At 48.5% G+C, this 15197-nt stretch carries 18 protein-coding genes; 6 read left to right on the top strand and 12 right to left on the bottom strand.

All coding sequences use genetic code 11. The features are described 5' to 3' along the window. Positions 1–30: 30 nt before the first annotated feature. Complete coding sequence (locus tag SK34_RS15880; protein WP_032936472.1) at positions 31–408, top strand: MysB family protein; 378 nt, start codon at positions 31–33, stop codon at positions 406–408. Here SK34_RS15880 and SK34_RS15875 read toward each other — a convergent pair whose 3' ends face one another. From SK34_RS15875 to mdoG, 3 genes are all read right to left on the bottom strand, one after another. Continuing rightward, the gene (locus SK34_RS15875; protein ID WP_003832117.1) at positions 409–636 is read right to left on the bottom strand and encodes a YceK/YidQ family lipoprotein; all 228 of its coding nucleotides are present in this window, start codon (positions 634–636) and stop codon (positions 409–411) included. It lies immediately after the preceding gene. A 76-nt stretch (positions 637–712) separates the two neighbouring features. After that, on the bottom strand, positions 713–3241 hold the full coding sequence (gene mdoH, locus SK34_RS15870) for a glucans biosynthesis glucosyltransferase MdoH (protein WP_046670457.1): 2529 nt from the start codon (positions 3239–3241) through the stop codon (positions 713–715). Then, positions 3234–4769, bottom strand: a complete 1536-nt coding sequence (gene mdoG / locus SK34_RS15865; RefSeq protein WP_003836790.1) for a glucans biosynthesis protein MdoG — start codon at positions 4767–4769, stop codon at positions 3234–3236. Before mdoG ends, mdoH begins: the two co-directional genes overlap by 8 nt. 271 nt (positions 4770–5040) lie before the next feature. On the opposite strand from mdoG, the gene mdoC reads away from it, so the two are divergent. Then, the gene (gene mdoC / locus SK34_RS15860) at positions 5041–6201 is read left to right on the top strand and encodes a glucans biosynthesis protein MdoC (protein ID WP_048233430.1); all 1161 of its coding nucleotides are present in this window, start codon (positions 5041–5043) and stop codon (positions 6199–6201) included. A 19-nt stretch (positions 6202–6220) separates the two neighbouring features. Here the strand turns inward: mdoC and SK34_RS15855 are convergent, their stop codons facing one another. The 6 genes from SK34_RS15855 to csgB form a co-directional block, all read right to left on the bottom strand. Further along, on the bottom strand, positions 6221–7708 hold the full coding sequence (locus tag SK34_RS15855) for a phospholipase D family protein (protein WP_088732299.1): 1488 nt from the start codon (positions 7706–7708) through the stop codon (positions 6221–6223). Then, positions 7644–8186, bottom strand: coding sequence for an O-acetyl-ADP-ribose deacetylase (gene ymdB, locus SK34_RS15850; protein ID WP_003036110.1), 543 nt, complete (start codon positions 8184–8186; stop codon positions 7644–7646). Before ymdB ends, SK34_RS15855 begins: the two co-directional genes overlap by 65 nt. 100 nt (positions 8187–8286) lie before the next feature. Continuing rightward, a complete protein-coding gene (locus SK34_RS15845) occupies positions 8287–8607 on the bottom strand; it encodes a type 1 fimbrial protein (RefSeq protein WP_032936233.1) in 321 nt (106 codons plus the stop codon). A gap of 152 nt (positions 8608–8759) precedes the next feature. Beyond that, complete coding sequence (gene csgC, locus SK34_RS15840) at positions 8760–9092, bottom strand: curli assembly chaperone CsgC (RefSeq protein WP_048233428.1); 333 nt, start codon at positions 9090–9092, stop codon at positions 8760–8762. Between the two features lie 61 nt (positions 9093–9153). Then, entirely contained in the window at positions 9154–9603 is a 450-nt protein-coding gene (csgA, locus tag SK34_RS15835; RefSeq protein WP_003036098.1) for a curli major subunit CsgA, read from the bottom strand. A 40-nt stretch (positions 9604–9643) separates the two neighbouring features. Continuing rightward, positions 9644–10102 carry a curli minor subunit CsgB gene (gene csgB, locus SK34_RS15830; protein WP_003036094.1) on the bottom strand — a complete coding sequence of 153 codons (459 nt, stop codon included), beginning with the start codon at positions 10100–10102 and terminating at the stop codon, positions 9644–9646. Between the two features lie 762 nt (positions 10103–10864). Here csgB and csgD point away from each other — a divergent pair. From csgD to csgG, 4 genes are read left to right on the top strand one after another with little or no spacing between them, the layout of a single operon-like run. After that, positions 10865–11515 carry a biofilm master transcriptional regulator CsgD gene (gene csgD / locus SK34_RS15825; protein ID WP_003036091.1) on the top strand — a complete coding sequence of 217 codons (651 nt, stop codon included), beginning with the start codon at positions 10865–10867 and terminating at the stop codon, positions 11513–11515. A 4-nt stretch (positions 11516–11519) separates the two neighbouring features. Continuing rightward, positions 11520–11912 (top strand): curli production assembly/transport protein CsgE, encoded by a 393-nt coding sequence (gene csgE / locus SK34_RS15820; protein WP_003036087.1) that lies wholly within the window; start codon positions 11520–11522, stop codon positions 11910–11912. A gap of 25 nt (positions 11913–11937) precedes the next feature. Then, a complete protein-coding gene (gene csgF / locus SK34_RS15815) occupies positions 11938–12351 on the top strand; it encodes a curli production assembly/transport protein CsgF (RefSeq protein WP_003036084.1) in 414 nt (137 codons plus the stop codon). 25 nt (positions 12352–12376) lie between these two features. After that, positions 12377–13210: a curli production assembly/transport protein CsgG gene (gene csgG, locus SK34_RS15810; RefSeq protein WP_003036082.1), complete on the top strand. Its 834-nt coding sequence runs from the start codon at positions 12377–12379 to the stop codon at positions 13208–13210. 46 nt (positions 13211–13256) lie between these two features. Here the strand turns inward: csgG and SK34_RS15805 are convergent, their stop codons facing one another. From SK34_RS15805 to SK34_RS15795, 3 genes are all read right to left on the bottom strand, one after another. After that, entirely contained in the window at positions 13257–13739 is a 483-nt protein-coding gene (locus SK34_RS15805) for a DUF1097 domain-containing protein (protein ID WP_008320293.1), read from the bottom strand. A 101-nt stretch (positions 13740–13840) separates the two neighbouring features. Next, entirely contained in the window at positions 13841–14395 is a 555-nt protein-coding gene (locus tag SK34_RS15800) for a TorD/DmsD family molecular chaperone (RefSeq protein ID WP_003036073.1), read from the bottom strand. 23 nt (positions 14396–14418) lie between these two features. After that, positions 14419–15156: a phosphatase gene (locus SK34_RS15795; protein WP_003836800.1), complete on the bottom strand. Its 738-nt coding sequence runs from the start codon at positions 15154–15156 to the stop codon at positions 14419–14421. Positions 15157–15197: the final 41 nt, after the last annotated feature.

Here is a 15197-nt window from a genome sequence, read left to right as displayed (position 1 = left end):
CTTAGGAGAAGAAATATGGCAAAGAATGACATGAATTTTTATGCCACGTTGGAAGAGGCTATTGATGCGGCTCGTGAAGTGTTTCTGGCTGATAACCCTGACCTTGAGTCAGACGATGCCAGCGTTCAACAGCTAAGCATCCAAAAATACGTGCTACAGGATGGCGACATTATGTGGCAGGCGGAATTCTTTGCTGACGAGGATGATGTAGATGGTGAATGTCTACCAATGCTGAGCGGAGAAGCGGCTCAGAGCGTTTTTGATGGCGACTATGATGAAATTGAAATTCGCCAGGAGTGGCAGGAAGAAAATACGCTTCACGAATGGGATGAAGGTGAATTCCAGCTGGAACCTCCCCTTGATACCGAAGAGGGGCAGACCGCAGCCGATGAATGGGATGAGCGATAATTACTCGTAAGGTCCATGATGTATGTCGAGCGGCAGCAGCAACGTATCAAACACCAGCGAAAATGGCAGATCGAGGATCGTGACGTAGCGCCATGCCGAGTCCCGAACATCCCATTGCACGCCAGGATAGTATTGATTTCCGTGTCCTTGCCCTGGGATGGTACGACTAATAATGCTGCCGCATCCGCTCAGGAAGAAGATCATTATTCCTACAGCCAATATTCGCACCTGCTACCTCACGACTCATTCTATTCAATATAAAAAAATACCGGCACCAGGCCGGTATTTTCACGTTACAGAACGCTTATTTTTTCCTGAGCGCCAACGGGTTCAGAGTCAATCCCTGATAGTAGTTCACCCACGAAGAATACTTATCAGGTGAATTCCAGACGCGATAATGTAAACGTGCCATGGTCACCGGATCGCTCAACAATACAAGGCGGCGATCGCGATTCAGTTTCTCCGGCGTTTCGTTCAGCGCCTGTTCCACATGACGATCGCGTGCAATCTCCAGCACGTTGCTGGCGCGGTGGCGTGCAGTCGCCATGGCCGTGGCCAGTGCGTTAAACGACGGGTTAAACACCGCATGCATAAAGCCATCGTCCAGCGTACGTTTACGGTTCATCACCAGATAAGTATCGGTATCCACCAGCACCTGCGGCGGGGAATACTCTTCCGGGATCAGGAACAGCTTCCAGCGCTTGGTACGTAACCCCACCGTGGAGCGACTGGAAATCACGGAAACAAACGGCGACAGGATCAGCGAGAAGACAATCGGTGCCAGCCAGAACAGGAAACGCAGATCCAGCCAGGCCATACCCACAGCCCACACCAGCCCCAACAGTAACTGAGAACCGTGACGCATAAACGCTTCACCCCATGGGGTGGAATCGTCATCGCGCTGCGGCGAATTCCACACCACTTCCCAACCGAGGAAAGCGCTCACGACGAAGACGGTATGGAACAGCATGCGCACCGGTGCCAGCAGCACGGAGAACAGAACCTCCAGCAGCAGCGACAGCGTAACGCGGATGAACCCACCGTACTCTTTCGTCCCTTTACACCAGATGAGCAAAATACTCAGCAACTTCGGCAGGAACAACAGCACCATCGTTGAAGCAAACAGCGCGATCGCCAGTTCAGGTCGCCATTGCGGCCATACCGGGAATAGCTGACGCGGTTGCAGGAAGTACTGCGGTTCCGTCAACGCATGTACCACCTGCAATGCGGTAGAAAGCGCGAGGAACATAAACCACAGCGGCGCGGACAGATAGGACATCACACCAGTCAGAAACACCGCACGGTGAACCGGGTGCATCCCCTTAACCAGGAACAGACGGAAGTTCATCAGGTTGCCGTGGCACCAGCGACGGTCACGCTTGAGTTCATCCAGCAGGTTCGGCGGTAGCTCTTCATAAGAGCCCGGCAGATCGTAGGCAATCCACACGCCCCAGCCAGCGCGACGCATCAAGGCCGCTTCCACGAAGTCATGGGAGAGAATCGATCCCGCAAACGAACCTTCGCCCGGTAACGGCGCGAGCGCACAGTGCTCGATAAACGGCTTCACGCGGATAATTGCGTTGTGGCCCCAGTAGTGTGATTCGCCTAACTGCCAGAAGTGAAGCCCGGCAGTAAACAGCGGCCCATAAACACGGGTCGCAAACTGTTGACAGCGCGCATACAGCGTATCCATACCGGAAGCCTTCGGCGAAGACTGGATAATCCCGGCATTCGGATTCGCTTCCATCAGGCGCACCAGGCCGCTCAGACAGTCACCGCTCATCACTGAGTCCGCATCCAGCACAACCATGTAGCTGTACTGATTTCCCCAGCGACGGCAGAAGTCATCAATGTTCCCGCTTTTACGCTTCACGCGACGACGACGACGACGGTAGAAAATCTGTCCTTCGCCCTGCACTTCGGCAATCAGCTCCATCCACGCTTTTTGTTCTGCCACGCAGATATCTGGATTGTAGCTGTCGCTCAGAATGTAAACATCGAAATGCTCAGCGTTGCCCGTTGCTTTGACCGACTCCCACGTGGCGCGAAGTCCCGCGAATACGCGATCAACGTCCTCGTTACAGATAGGCATAATCAACGCCGTACGGTGTTCAGGATTCAACGGTTCATCCCCGACCGTTGAGGCCGAGATACTGTACTTATCCCGTCCAATCAGCAATTGCAGGAAGCCCATCAGCGCGGTCCAGAACCCCGCTGATACCCAACAGAAAAGTACGGCAAACAAAATAAGAATGCCGGTCTGGAGCATGTAGGGCAGCAGTTGCATAAAGGAGACCCACAAATCCTGCCCCATCATGTCTGCAGGATTAATGAATGCCCACCCCTGATAAGGAAGGATCGTCTTCATATACCAGGTTGCAACGACCGTTTGCGCCAGCGTTAAGATCAACAGCGTATAGCGGCGGATGGTGCCTACGGTACGCCATTTTTGCTCGCTCTCTTGTTCTTCTTTCGTCAAACGCGAAAGATAACGCGGTGTCACATCACGCCCACGCAGACGATCCCAAAAACGCCCAACCGGGTTGGTACGCCAGGGATCGGGGAACATAGAGGTACGCGTTGCTTTTGGCATCGCCTGTAACTGATCGCGCTCCTCATCGTCCTTAACCAACTGCTCTTTAGCCAGAGAATCCGGCCATGCTTGCTCAAGACGAGCTTTTACAGAACCCTGCGGTGAATCATCTTCGCGCGAGTACGTACGATGCTCAGCATCCAGCGCCTGATGAACGGCGCGGATGTCAGTTTTCGGCAGTGCCGCTTTTTCGATATCCGAAAGCGGCATTGCGTCAATATACTCAGTTGTCTTATTCATTGGCAGGTAACTGGTAGCTCCAGGTTTCACTCAGCGTCTGATCTGCATTGACCAGGGCAGCACGCATTTCAGTGGTTTTCTTCACGTCTTTCACTTTCACACGCAATACCAAACGCCAACCTTTAGTGACCGGGTTGTAGCGCACGGTGTTTTCAACGATTTCACCGTTGTCACCAATACTGGTTTGTGCAGTAACCGGCGTATCCTGCGGCAGCTTTTTCATATCGGTGCCGGAAAAGTCCACCACAAACGCGATGGTACCGTCAGGCTGACGAATGAGATTGGACTGTTTAACATCACCGGTAGAACGACGTGTCTGCTGTACCCAGGCGTTATCAGGCGCATGAAGCTTGTCTTCATCACGCGTGAACGTCAGGGTATATTTAAAGTTCATTTCTTTACCGGCTTCAGGCAGCTGATCCGGGGTCCAGTACGCAACGATGTTATCGTTCGTTTCATCGTTAGTTGGAATTTCAACTAACTCAATCTTACCTTTGCCCCAATCGCCTTTTGGTGTGATCCAGGCGCTCGGGCGCAGATCGTAACGATCGTCGATGTCTTCAAAACGCGAGAACTGACGGCCACGCTGCAAAAGACCGAAACCTTGCGGATTTTCCATAGCAAAGCTGCTCACCGCGAGATGTTTCGGGTTATTCAGCGGACGCCAAATCCATTCGCCGTTGCCAGCGTGGATGGACAAACCGTTAGAGTCATGCAGTTCTGGACGATAGTTAGTCGTCGGAGAAGGCTGGTTCGGTCCATACAGGAACATACTGGTTAACGGTGCCACGCCAAGTTTGCCTACTTTGTCGCGCAGATAAACTTTGGACTGAACATCGACTACCGTGTCACGACCAGGAATGATGACAAAGCGATACGCTCCGGTTGCACGCGGAGAATCCAGTAAGGCATAAATGGTTAAACGTTTATCAGTTGGTTTCGGACGCTCGATCCAAAACTCACGAAAGCGGGGAAATTCTTCACCAGAAGGCAGAGCGGTATCAATCGCGAGACCGCGCGCAGAAAGGCCGTAGACCTGGCCTGCACCCAGAACACGGAAATAGCTGGCACCGAGCATGCTGACGATTTCGTCGTTTTTATCTTTGCTGTTGATCGGATACAGCACTTTGAACCCGGCGAAACCGAGATCTTTTACCGTGTCTTTATCATGCTGAACATCGCCGAAATTAAAGTAATCCGGGCTGTATTTGATTCTTTTCACCGCAGTAGCGGTCACTTCGTTGATTTTGACCGGCGTGTCGAAGTACATACCCTGGTGGTAGAACTCGAGCTTAAATGGGGTCTTGAGATTGCTCCAGTAGGCTTTATCGCGATTAAACTGGATCTGCTGATAATCCGCATATTTCATGTCGCGGAAAACGGAGGGCAAGTTACTTTTTGGCGCCTCATAGCCTTTATCGGCTAAGGATTGAGCTTGTTTTGCAACATCATCAATGCTGAATGCCCAGCTTGATGATGTGTACAGCGTTAACATGACTGCTGCACCCAACCAACGCATTTTCATCATTTGTAGTTTATGTTTCATAATTAGTAAGCACTTCCCCCTTTGTGTGCTTATATTGATCCGATCCATTTTAATGGATAATCGGGTATTCCGACAACTGAATCCCTGTATTGTTCGCGCGCTGGCTCATGGTTTAAGCAGGTTCGTCTGCCTGTTTTCACTTTGCGTGCTTATCCTGGAGACAGGTTGTTAGACTTCGTGTAGGGTTGCCCTCGAATGTAACCATTATTCGTCTTAGGGATAAGACGAAAAGTCTGAGAATACATAACTGTCTATGAGCTCTGTATCACCACCACGCGAATATTTTCTTGACTCCATCCGTGCCTGGCTAATGTTGTTAGGGATCCCGTTTCATATTTCATTGATCTACTCCACCCATACCTGGCACGTGAACAGCGCAGAACCATCGTGGTGGTTGACCTTGTTCAATGACTTTATCCATGCTTTTCGCATGCAAGTCTTCTTTGTCATTTCGGGTTATTTTTCCTACATGCTATTTCTACGCTATCCGTTAAAGCGCTGGTGGAAAGTGCGTGTAGAACGCGTGGGGATCCCTATGCTGACCGCGATTCCGCTGCTTACGCTGCCGCAATTTATCATGCTGCAATACGTGAAAGGCAAAGCAGACAGCTGGCATACCCTCAGCGGCTACGATAAATACAACGCGCTGGCCTGGGAGCTGATTTCCCATCTGTGGTTTTTACTGGTTCTCGTGGTGTTAACAACCCTGAGCATGTGGGTGTTTACCCAGATGAAACACAGATTGACGCAAAGCGACGTCGGCAGCGCGCCTGCGGTGTCAATGACGAAGTTAACGCTGATTTTTGCAGTGCTGGGTTTCGGTTATGCCGCCGTCAGAAGGACGATTTTCATCCTCTACCCTTCGATTCTCAGCGATGGCATGTTTAATTTTATCGTTATGCAAACGTTGTTTTATGTGCCTTTCTTTATGCTCGGTGCGCTGGCGTTTATCAATCCTAATCTGAAAGCGCTGTTTACCACGCCATCACGCGGCTGCACACTAGGCGCCGCATGCGCATTTGTCGCATACCTGTTCAATCAACGTTACGGCAACGGCGATGCCTGGATGTATGAAACTGAATATGTCATTACCATGGTCATGGGCCTGTGGATGGTGAACGTCGTCTTTTCACTTGGTCACCGTTTGCTGAATTTCCAGTCAGCCCGCGTGACCTATTTTGTCAACGCATCTCTGTTTATCTATCTGGTGCATCATCCGTTAACGCTGTTTTTTGGCGCTTACATCACACCGCATATCAAGTCGAATCTGCTGGGTTTTCTCTGCGGTCTGCTGTTTGTGGTCGGGATTGCGGTAATACTGTACGAAATCCATTTACGGATCCCGGTGCTGAAGTTTCTCTTTTCGGGTAAACCAGCCGTCAGGCAGGATAAAAACAAGGCCGTGGCCGGTTAGTTTTCTTGCATTGAATGGTTCAGAGCAACCATTCAATGGGCAACACGGAGGCCAACTTTACCAGCACCCGCTTCCAGAATCCTGTGGCGGGTTCTTTTTTCAGTACCTGTTCACTGCCAGAATGTCTGTCGACCCAATTGATTCTTCCCCACCGATCAAGACGTAGTTGCCAGGCCATTTCACGCTGGCTTTGCATAAAACGTTTATGAATCAACTCGGCCAGTACTTCACTCTCAATCACAAACCCCATTTCCGTATTGAGCAGCGTTGAACGGGGATCAAAATTAAGCGAGCCGATAAACACTTTACGACCGTCAATACTGAAGGTTTTCGCATGCAGGCTGGAGCCTGAATTACCGGTTAATCCCCGGTCATGAACTGCTGAAACGCGATCGCGGGTTGGTTTGAGCTCGTATAACTCCACACCGTAGCGCAAGAGCTTTTTTCGCCAGCGTGCATAGCCTGCGTGAACGACTGCGACATCATTCGCCGCCAGAGAATTAGTTAAAATCGCGATCTTAACGCCTTTTCTCACCAGTCTCAGGAGCTGCGCCACACCGGCGCGAGTTGGTACAAAGTAGGCGGAAATAATATCAATACGCTCGGTGGGAGATCCCATCACGTCAAACAAACGCTGCGGTAATAGTGAGTGGCGCGGCGCTTTCCCCTCTCCTTTTGCGGGATCATCACTCAGCAAGCGCGTTCTCGCCCAAATCAGCGGTAGCGACCTCTGATCGAGGTGGGTCATAAACTGGCTGGTTTCCAGCTTATGTAGATAGCGACGCGTGATGTCATCGTTATACCAGGATTCTGGAAGTTCGATTTTTTGCGTTGAAGCTGGCTCAGCCACCTCAAGTACGTTTTGCAATGTTGAAACCGAGCGGCAGTGCCAGTAACGCTCAAAGTCGTCAGCAACATCCTGGACCACCGGCCCGATAGCCATAACATCCAGATCGGAAAACAGCGGTTGTTCGCCTGTGCCAAAATAGGCATCGCCGATATTTCGCCCGCCCACGAGAGTTACGACGCCGTCAGCGGTATAACTTTTATTGTGCATACGTCGATTCAACCGGGCAAAATCGGTTAAATAGCCTAGTGCACGCAGGATACGAAAGGAAAAGGGATTAAACAGACGGATTTCTATATTAGGGTGATTGTCCAGCAAACGCAGCGTGTCATCCAGACCTGGCGTGTTGTTATCATCCAGCAACAAACGCACCCGGACGCCCCGCTTCGCCGCGGCCAGCAAAACGGAAAATAGTAATAGCCCGGACATGTCGCTTTCCCAGATGTAATACTGAACATCCAGGGTACGTTCCGCCATTTCCGTCAACCGATAGCGAGCAGCAAATGCATCCAGGCTGTCATCCAACGTCAGAATGCCGCATTCTCCCGGGTGGTTTTCACAAAGTGGCGTGATGGCACGCTCAAGTCGCGTCATATCAGTCCGTGCGTTCATCGCCTTGCTGGGTAAGTAATCTCTTGTATAGCCGAGCGTTTTCTTCATCAAAGCACACGAAGTATATTTGATCGGGAAGCGTACGTCGGGTGATAAATTTCAACACCGTTTTCACCGCGATCTCTGCCGCTGCAGCGCGGGGGTAACCATAAGCACCGGTGCTTATTGCTGGAAAAGCAATGGATTGATAACCATTGGCTAAGGCCAGTTGCAAGCTATTAAAGTAAGCCTCTTCGAGGCGTTCAGCTTCATGATGATCGCCACCCTGCCATACGGGCCCCACGGTGTGGATCACCGCCCTGGCGGGCAAGTTTCCCGCCAGGGTGATAACCGCATGACCGGTTGGGCATTCGCCCTGTTGCTGGATAACCTGTTTGCAGGCCGCCAGCAACGCAGGCCCTGCAGCGCGATGAATCGCTCCATCGACGCCACCTCCGCCCAATAGCGATGGATTCGCCGCGTTGACAATCACATCAACAGCGATCGTCGTAATATCGCCATGTAACACATGAACACGTGATTGCATAAGTTCCCCCTGACCAAACACTATTTGTTAAGTGTACAGCAGGGTTTTCCCGGAAATCTCACTTTTTAACCAAACGTGTGCATATGTACGCCGGAATGATTCATTTATATTCAATGTTAAGAATTGCCATGTTTTTCTGTTCATTGAGATAGTGCATTTTGACTGTGGCAATTTGCTGCACATTTTGAGGGGCAGTCGCGACCTGTTGCTGACTGTAGAGACTATTACGGGTGGTGCCGTCGCGCATACATGACAATTCAATTTGCTGCTGCCGAGCGTTAACATCGCAAGGTGATTCAACTATTGCACCGCGAAAATGAATAACCCCGCCGGTTGAGATTTGTTGCGCCATTGCGGGGAGGGTAAAAAGAGAAATGCTGCACAAGCTGATACTTAAAAAACGCTTTAATAATGTACACATAAGGGTTCCTCAATGATTAGCCATCCTTGAGGGATCGAAATGATCCTTCGCCGCTGTGATTAACGATCAAATTAAAACGTTCAAACGTCTCTATATTCATAGAACAGCAGTGCATTCCCAGCCACACCCTTAATGCAAATACAGCAAAAAAATCATTGGTGACTGTTTGAGTCTGGCCATTGCTGAGACAGATGCAGAGACTGCCCATCAGAAACGGTAACGATAATTTTGACCGAATCCTCAGGTGAAATATTAAAGCTCAGTTTAGTTAATTCAATCGGCCGATTAGCGGGGACCGAAAGGCTTGTTTTCTGCTGCGATTGGCTTTGTCCCCCGGACCCTTTACGTATGGCGAGGACTTGTACCTCACATACGCACGGTTGAGTTAACGTCACCTGAGGAATAATGGTGTACATATCACCTTGCTGAGTTGTATTGATTGTTATTTGATTTGCCAGCGCGGCAATGAGTAATAGCGTATGCATCATATTCTCCCGAAAAAAAAACAGGGCTCACGCCCTGTTTATTATCAGTCAGAAAACTGAATTAGTGTTGGTTAGCTGTAGCGTTGTTACCAAAGCCAACCTGCTGAATCAGCACATTGGAGTCAGAGGCTGTCTGATTAACCAACGCACCGTTGCGGCCACCGAACTGGGTCACGCTAATATCAGCATTTTTTGCATTCCACTGATCGATAGTGGCACTGTTCTGGAAGCCGGTCTGTTTCAGGCTAATGGTACTGTCATCAGCACCCTGGCCAACAACAGCTCCGTTGCCACGCCCGTGTTGTGTGATGGTGACATCTGATTTACGCGCATCACTTTGCAGAGCATTTGCAGAGTTGTTTGACCCATATTGGTAGATACTCAGTGAAGAGTCTGGGCCATAATTACTGCCACCACCATGATGATTGCCGCCCCATTGCGGAACAACACCAGCCAGAGCACTGCCAGAAACTACGATTGCTGCGAATGCTGCCACTTTTAAAAGTTTCATGGTAAACCCCCATCGGATTGATTTAAACGTCGTTAATGGATTAGCGTTGAGTCACGCGAATTGCCATTTGCGACTGTCTCTGCACCACAACTGCTGTTTTTTGTGTACCGTACTGGGTAATATTGGCTTTATTACCAGAGCCTTTCTGGATAATTACCGCCGTATTACCGTATGAACCTTGTTTAATACTCGCATCATTGGAACTACCCGTTTGATCAATATATGCAAAGTTATATGATCCCGTCTGGTCTGTTTTCGCTCGATTACCAGAACCTTCTTGCGAAATGACTGACAATAACTTCGAGCCCCCCTGGCGGGTATTTGCACTGTTCGCAGTGCCAACCTGACCAATAATGGCTGCCTGATTAAATGAAGACTTACTTAATTCATTTACCGCAAAGTTATATTCTGAATTAGCTAAATCATAACTTGTAGTCGCGGCTGCAATCCCAGGCACACCCAGCATTGTAAACATCATAAATAACAACTTGTTTTTCATGTTGTCACCCTGGACCTGGTCGTACATGAAGTTAAATTAATTACCACTCAAATTGTTGTTAACATGACTTACATTTGTTAACGCCACGTTACGATGAAGAGTATGTCTGCGGAAACATTTTAAATAACTCACCCGCCAGTTGTATTTTTATATTCAGATTCACCCCAAAGTACTAATTAACAGCGAACAATACCGTTACAGCTCTGGATTTCATTTCTTTTTTAACCCGGTGAATGAATTTCTATGCAGTAACAAAAAAAACGCGTTTTCCGCGTTTTCTGGGCCTCGTAGCGAGGTACTTCGATAGTTAGCAGTACAAGTCGTGACAAGCGTCATTTTTTTCTATCTAAAATTGTCCAACTTAAAGTAAGACGAAAAGATCGGAATTCATTAGAAATCAAAAACCATCTAAGCATAAATTTAACTCTTAATAATCAATACCATATTATAATTTGTATGATTTTTTAAATCTATGCAGTATCGCCAAAATGTACAACTTTACTATCAAATCTAAACTTCTAAAAAACCCAAAAATCACATTTTAATATATAAATTTACATTCTGTAACATGTTTAACACTTGCTTTAAGATTTGTAATAGCTAGATTGAAATCAGTTGAAGTCCATTTGTTTTAATATTTTCACCCCGTTGGGTCGATATTTTATTTCTACACAGCAGTGCAACATCTGTCAGTACTTCTGGTGCCTCTATTTTTAGTAGAGACAGCTGTCAGGTGTGCGACTAAAAAAGTGGAGTTTCATCATGTTTAATGAAGTCCATAGTATTCATGGTCATACATTATTGTTGATCACTAAACCATCCCTGCAGGCAACTGCGTTATTACAGCATTTAAAACAATCGCTGGCGTTAACCGGAAAACTACATAATATTCAACGTTCTCTGGATGATATTTCCTCCAGCTGCATTGTTCTACTGGACATGATGGAGGCAGACAAAAAACTGATCCATTACTGGCAAGATAATTTGAGCAGAAAAAACAACAATATAAAGACGTTATTGTTGAATACCCCAGATGATTATCCTTATCGGGATATTGAAAACTGGCCGCATATCAATGGCGTATTCTACGCAACAGAAGATGAGCAGCGTGTCGTCAGCGGATTGCAAGGTGTGTTGCGTGGCGAATGCTACTTTTCACAAAAGCTCGCCAGCTACCTGATCACGCATTCCGGGAACTACCGCTATAACAGCACGGAGTCGGCATTACTTACGCACCGTGAAAAAGAGATCCTTAATAAACTGCGTATTGGCGCCTCAAATATTGAAATCGCGCGTTCACTATTTATTAGTGAAAATACGGTTAAAACACATCTTTATAATCTTTTCAAAAAGATAGCTGTCAAAAATCGTACGCAGGCGGTCTCGTGGGCCAATGATAACCTCAGGCGATAAAGCCATGAAAAGCTATTTGTCCTGGATTGTGGCAGCAAATTTGTTCCTTGCTGCCGGGAATCTACACGCTGCTGTAGAGGTGGAGGTTCCCGGACTGTTGACTGACCACACTGTCTCTTCCATTGGCCATGATTTTTATCGTGCCTTTAGTGACAAGTGGGAAAGTAAGTACACAGGAAACTTAACCATTAATGAAAGGCCCAGTGCACGTTGGGGAAGTTGGATCACCATAACTGTCAATCAGGACGTTATCTTCCAGACTTTTTTATTCCCGACGAAAAGAGACTTCGACAAAATTGTGGTCTTCGCATTGGCAGAAACTGAGGAAGCATTAAATCGTCGGCAAATAGATCAAACGCTATTAAGTACGAGCGATTTAGCGCGCGATGAATTCTAAAACATGATTTAGTCCGGAGGCTTTCATGCGTGTCAAACATGCAGTGGTTTTGCTCATGCTGATTTCACCATTAAGTTGGGCCGGAAATATGACGTTCCAGTTCCGCAACCCTAACTTTGGTGGCAACCCAAACAACGGCTCTTTTTTACTGAACAGCGCTCAGGCGCAAAACTCGTATAAGGATCCGAGTGCTGGCGATTACGGGATTGAAACCCCATCAGCACTGGATAACTTTACCCAGGCAATACAGTCGCAAATACTCGGTGGCTTGCTCACCAATATCAATACCGGTAAACCGGGGAGGATGGTAACCAGCGATTTTATCGTTGATATCGCCAACCGGGATGGGCAACTGCAACTGAATGTCACGGACAGGAAAACGGGGAGAACGTCGACTATTGAAGTGTCGGGTTTACAAAATCAGTCGACCGATTTCTAAATTATAGCCACGAAAGGAAAAAATCATGCAGCGCTTACTTATCATGGTGGCAGTAATTTTACTCAGCGGATGTTTAACAGCTCCGCCTCAAGAAGCCGCTAAGCCGACATTAATGCCCCGGGCCCAAAGCTATAAAGATTTGACGCATCTGCCTATGCCTACAGGTAAGATCTTTGTGTCGGTATACAACATTCAGGATGAGACTGGCCAATTTAAACCTTACCCGGCAAGTAACTTCTCTACCGCCGTCCCGCAAAGCGCCACGGCTATGCTTGTCACCGCATTGAAAGATTCTCGTTGGTTCGTCCCTCTGGAACGTCAGGGGCTACAGAACTTGCTGAACGAACGTAAAATCATTCGTGCGGCTCAGGAAAACGGTACGGTTGCGATTAATAACCGGATCCCGCTACAGTCCCTGACCGCGGCAAACGTCATGGTGGAAGGGTCAATTATCGGTTATGAAAGCAACGTTAAATCGGGTGGTGTCGGTGCGCGTTATTTCGGTATTGGCGCCGATACGCAATACCAGCTCGACCAGATAGCGGTAAACCTGCGCGTAGTTAACGTCAGCACCGGTGAGATCCTGTCGTCAGTGAACACCAGTAAAACCATTTTGTCTTATGAAGTACAGGCTGGAGTGTTCCGCTTTATTGACTACCAGCGTCTGTTGGAAGGTGAAATTGGCTACACCTCTAACGAACCGGTTATGCTTTGTCTGATGTCAGCGATTGAAACAGGCGTTATCTTCTTAATTAATGACGGCATCGATCGCGGATTGTGGGATTTGCAGGATAAGAAACAAGTTGATAATGACATTCTGGTTAAATACCGCCATATGTCGGTACCGCCAGAATCCTGATGGATCTTTACTGCATAAAAAGCGTGAGGAAAACCCTCACGCTTTTTTATTTACTGGTCAGCGTCGGCGATATTCGATTTTCACGGCGAGACGCCAGCCACAGACCACTGTTTTTCATCGCATAGCCGAATACCAGGCCCAGTACCAGTGAAGGTACAACCAGTCGCCAGTCGCCCTGCCCTGCAAATGTTGCACATGCGCCAATAAACGTGCCCGGTACAAATGAAAGCAACCATTGCTTTGCCTGGATACACATCAGAAACGCGACAATTCCCGTCATGACATAACCAATAATGTCCATATGCGGGGCAAGCGCGCTACCGTTAATAATCACCAACGCCCACACCACACCGCTTAGCAGCGTACACGCCGAGATCCACAGTCCTTTTAGCCCACCTTGCGGGCAGGCGAAATAGGCCGTGCACCCCAGAAAGCCAGCCCAACTGAGTAAGCCAAGAGAAACGGCCACCCATCCCCAGATCCCAGAGAGAATGCCCGTTGTGATTGCAATTGAGAGAAGTATGTTCATGCCGCGTATCTTAGCAGAAAAACGGCATAGGAATGAGATCGTGCACACAATTTATGCAAGTATATAATTTGCGTTGCAGTTTAAAGTGATTTAAATCACATTTATTCGTCAGTATCTTCCTGCAATTCGTCCCACATTGCACTAATAGCATCACGTGTTAGCGGCGCCATGGTACGCCAGAACGGCGTGTTTGCGTGCGCCTCAACTTTGCCAAGGAACGTACCACACCAGGGCAGCAGGTAGTCTACAAACAAGGTATCAAGCGCCTCACTTTCATCTTCCGCAGACTGGTCTTCAAGCCATGAAGCCGCCAGCAACAGCGTACCAATGTGATCTGCCGGCGTATCTGCCAGCGGCATGCCGCGGGCAGAAAGAAATGCACGAACATCCGATTCTTTCGCCCCTTCTACCCAGGCGCTACGATAAGGCGGCACAGCACACTCTTCACCGACAAACAGCGCGTTGTAATCTGCAGCCAGTTGGGGCATATCGCAGCTCTTCTGCAGACGAGTGAGCAGTTCGTCCTGTTCCAGCGGCCAGTTGGCGGACAATTTACCTTCACTAATTAAGGTAAACAGGGGAACCAGTAAAGGGTCCTGCGGTTGGCGATAAAACAGCGAGCCCAGTACACGACACAGGATAGAAAACTCGTTCATTGATATATTCCAGTTAGTAACAATTACAGTTCAGCAAATTCCGCGATCGGCTCCATGCCTCGCGATTCCAGAAACGCCAACAGGCGTTTAGGTGTGACGTTTAAAATTCTGTCTTCAGGGAAATTAACATCATCCAGGATTTTACGGCATTCGCCAAATTCTCCCAGCGTGAAAGCAGTATGTGAATCCGACCCTAACGCCACCCAGCCGCCAGCATCGCGCACAGCCGCAGCAACCGCACGACAATTATCCTCACTGCCCTTACGCGAATGCAAAAACGAAGAGTTATTGATTTCCAGTGCAACCTGGTACTTTGCCGCCGCCTGGGCAATTGCAGTAATATCAACCGGATACTTGGGATTTCCCGGATGGCTAATGATGTGCACATTACCGCTGGCCATCGTGGCTATCATTGCCTGGGTATTGGTTTCTTTATCGTGAGGTGCAAAAACTGGCTCATGGAAGCCCGCAATAATGAGGTCCAGAGAGGTAAACATCGGACCTGAACAGTCAATTTCGCCTTCAATATTCTTAATATTCGCCTCAATGCCGCGCAGGATCCCTACGCCATCTACAACACGTGGCCAAATACGCATATTGATAAAGTGCCAGTGGTGAGGCGCGTCCGCCATGTCCGGTCCATGATCGGTAATAGCAAACAGCTTGATGCCTTTGCGACGGGCTTCAGCAATGTAATCACTTAAGGTGCTGTAGGCGTGGGTGCTGGCGACGGTATGCATATGCAGGTCAACGGGATACATAACTCTCTCCTGTAGTCATTTTTCGTCAAGGATAGCAGGTA

It is taken from the genome of Citrobacter sp. MGH104 (genome assembly GCF_001034485.1).
In the GTDB taxonomy this organism is placed as follows: Bacteria; Pseudomonadota; Gammaproteobacteria; order Enterobacterales; family Enterobacteriaceae; genus Citrobacter; species Citrobacter freundii.
This window is presented reverse-complemented; position numbering and strand designations above follow the sequence as displayed.

What these genes read in the sequence shown, in the direction of transcription:
- SK34_RS15880 (WP_032936472.1), top strand. Translation starts at nt 31, where the DNA reads ATGAATTTTTATGCCACGTTGGAAGAGGCTATTGATGCGGCTCGTGAA.
- mdoH (WP_046670457.1), bottom strand. Translation starts at nt 3,241, where the DNA reads ATGAATAAGACAACTGAGTATATTGACGCAATGCCGCTTTCGGATATC.
- mdoG (WP_003836790.1), bottom strand. Translation starts at nt 4,769, where the DNA reads ATGATGAAAATGCGTTGGTTGGGTGCAGCAGTCATGTTAACGCTGTAC.
- mdoC (WP_048233430.1), top strand. Translation starts at nt 5,041, where the DNA reads ATGAGCTCTGTATCACCACCACGCGAATATTTTCTTGACTCCATCCGT.
- SK34_RS15855 (WP_088732299.1), bottom strand. Translation starts at nt 7,708, where the DNA reads ATGAAGAAAACGCTCGGCTATACAAGAGATTACTTACCCAGCAAGGCG.
- ymdB (WP_003036110.1), bottom strand. Translation starts at nt 8,186, where the DNA reads ATGCAATCACGTGTTCATGTGTTACATGGCGATATTACGACGATCGCT.
- SK34_RS15845 (WP_032936233.1), bottom strand. Translation starts at nt 8,607, where the DNA reads ATGTGTACATTATTAAAGCGTTTTTTAAGTATCAGCTTGTGCAGCATT.
- csgC (WP_048233428.1), bottom strand. Translation starts at nt 9,092, where the DNA reads ATGCATACGCTATTACTCATTGCCGCGCTGGCAAATCAAATAACAATC.
- csgA (WP_003036098.1), bottom strand. Translation starts at nt 9,603, where the DNA reads ATGAAACTTTTAAAAGTGGCAGCATTCGCAGCAATCGTAGTTTCTGGC.
- csgB (WP_003036094.1), bottom strand. Translation starts at nt 10,102, where the DNA reads ATGAAAAACAAGTTGTTATTTATGATGTTTACAATGCTGGGTGTGCCT.
- csgD (WP_003036091.1), top strand. Translation starts at nt 10,865, where the DNA reads ATGTTTAATGAAGTCCATAGTATTCATGGTCATACATTATTGTTGATC.
- csgE (WP_003036087.1), top strand. Translation starts at nt 11,520, where the DNA reads ATGAAAAGCTATTTGTCCTGGATTGTGGCAGCAAATTTGTTCCTTGCT.
- csgF (WP_003036084.1), top strand. Translation starts at nt 11,938, where the DNA reads ATGCGTGTCAAACATGCAGTGGTTTTGCTCATGCTGATTTCACCATTA.
- csgG (WP_003036082.1), top strand. Translation starts at nt 12,377, where the DNA reads ATGCAGCGCTTACTTATCATGGTGGCAGTAATTTTACTCAGCGGATGT.
- SK34_RS15805 (WP_008320293.1), bottom strand. Translation starts at nt 13,739, where the DNA reads ATGAACATACTTCTCTCAATTGCAATCACAACGGGCATTCTCTCTGGG.
- SK34_RS15800 (WP_003036073.1), bottom strand. Translation starts at nt 14,395, where the DNA reads ATGAACGAGTTTTCTATCCTGTGTCGTGTACTGGGCTCGCTGTTTTAT.
- SK34_RS15795 (WP_003836800.1), bottom strand. Translation starts at nt 15,156, where the DNA reads ATGTATCCCGTTGACCTGCATATGCATACCGTCGCCAGCACCCACGCC.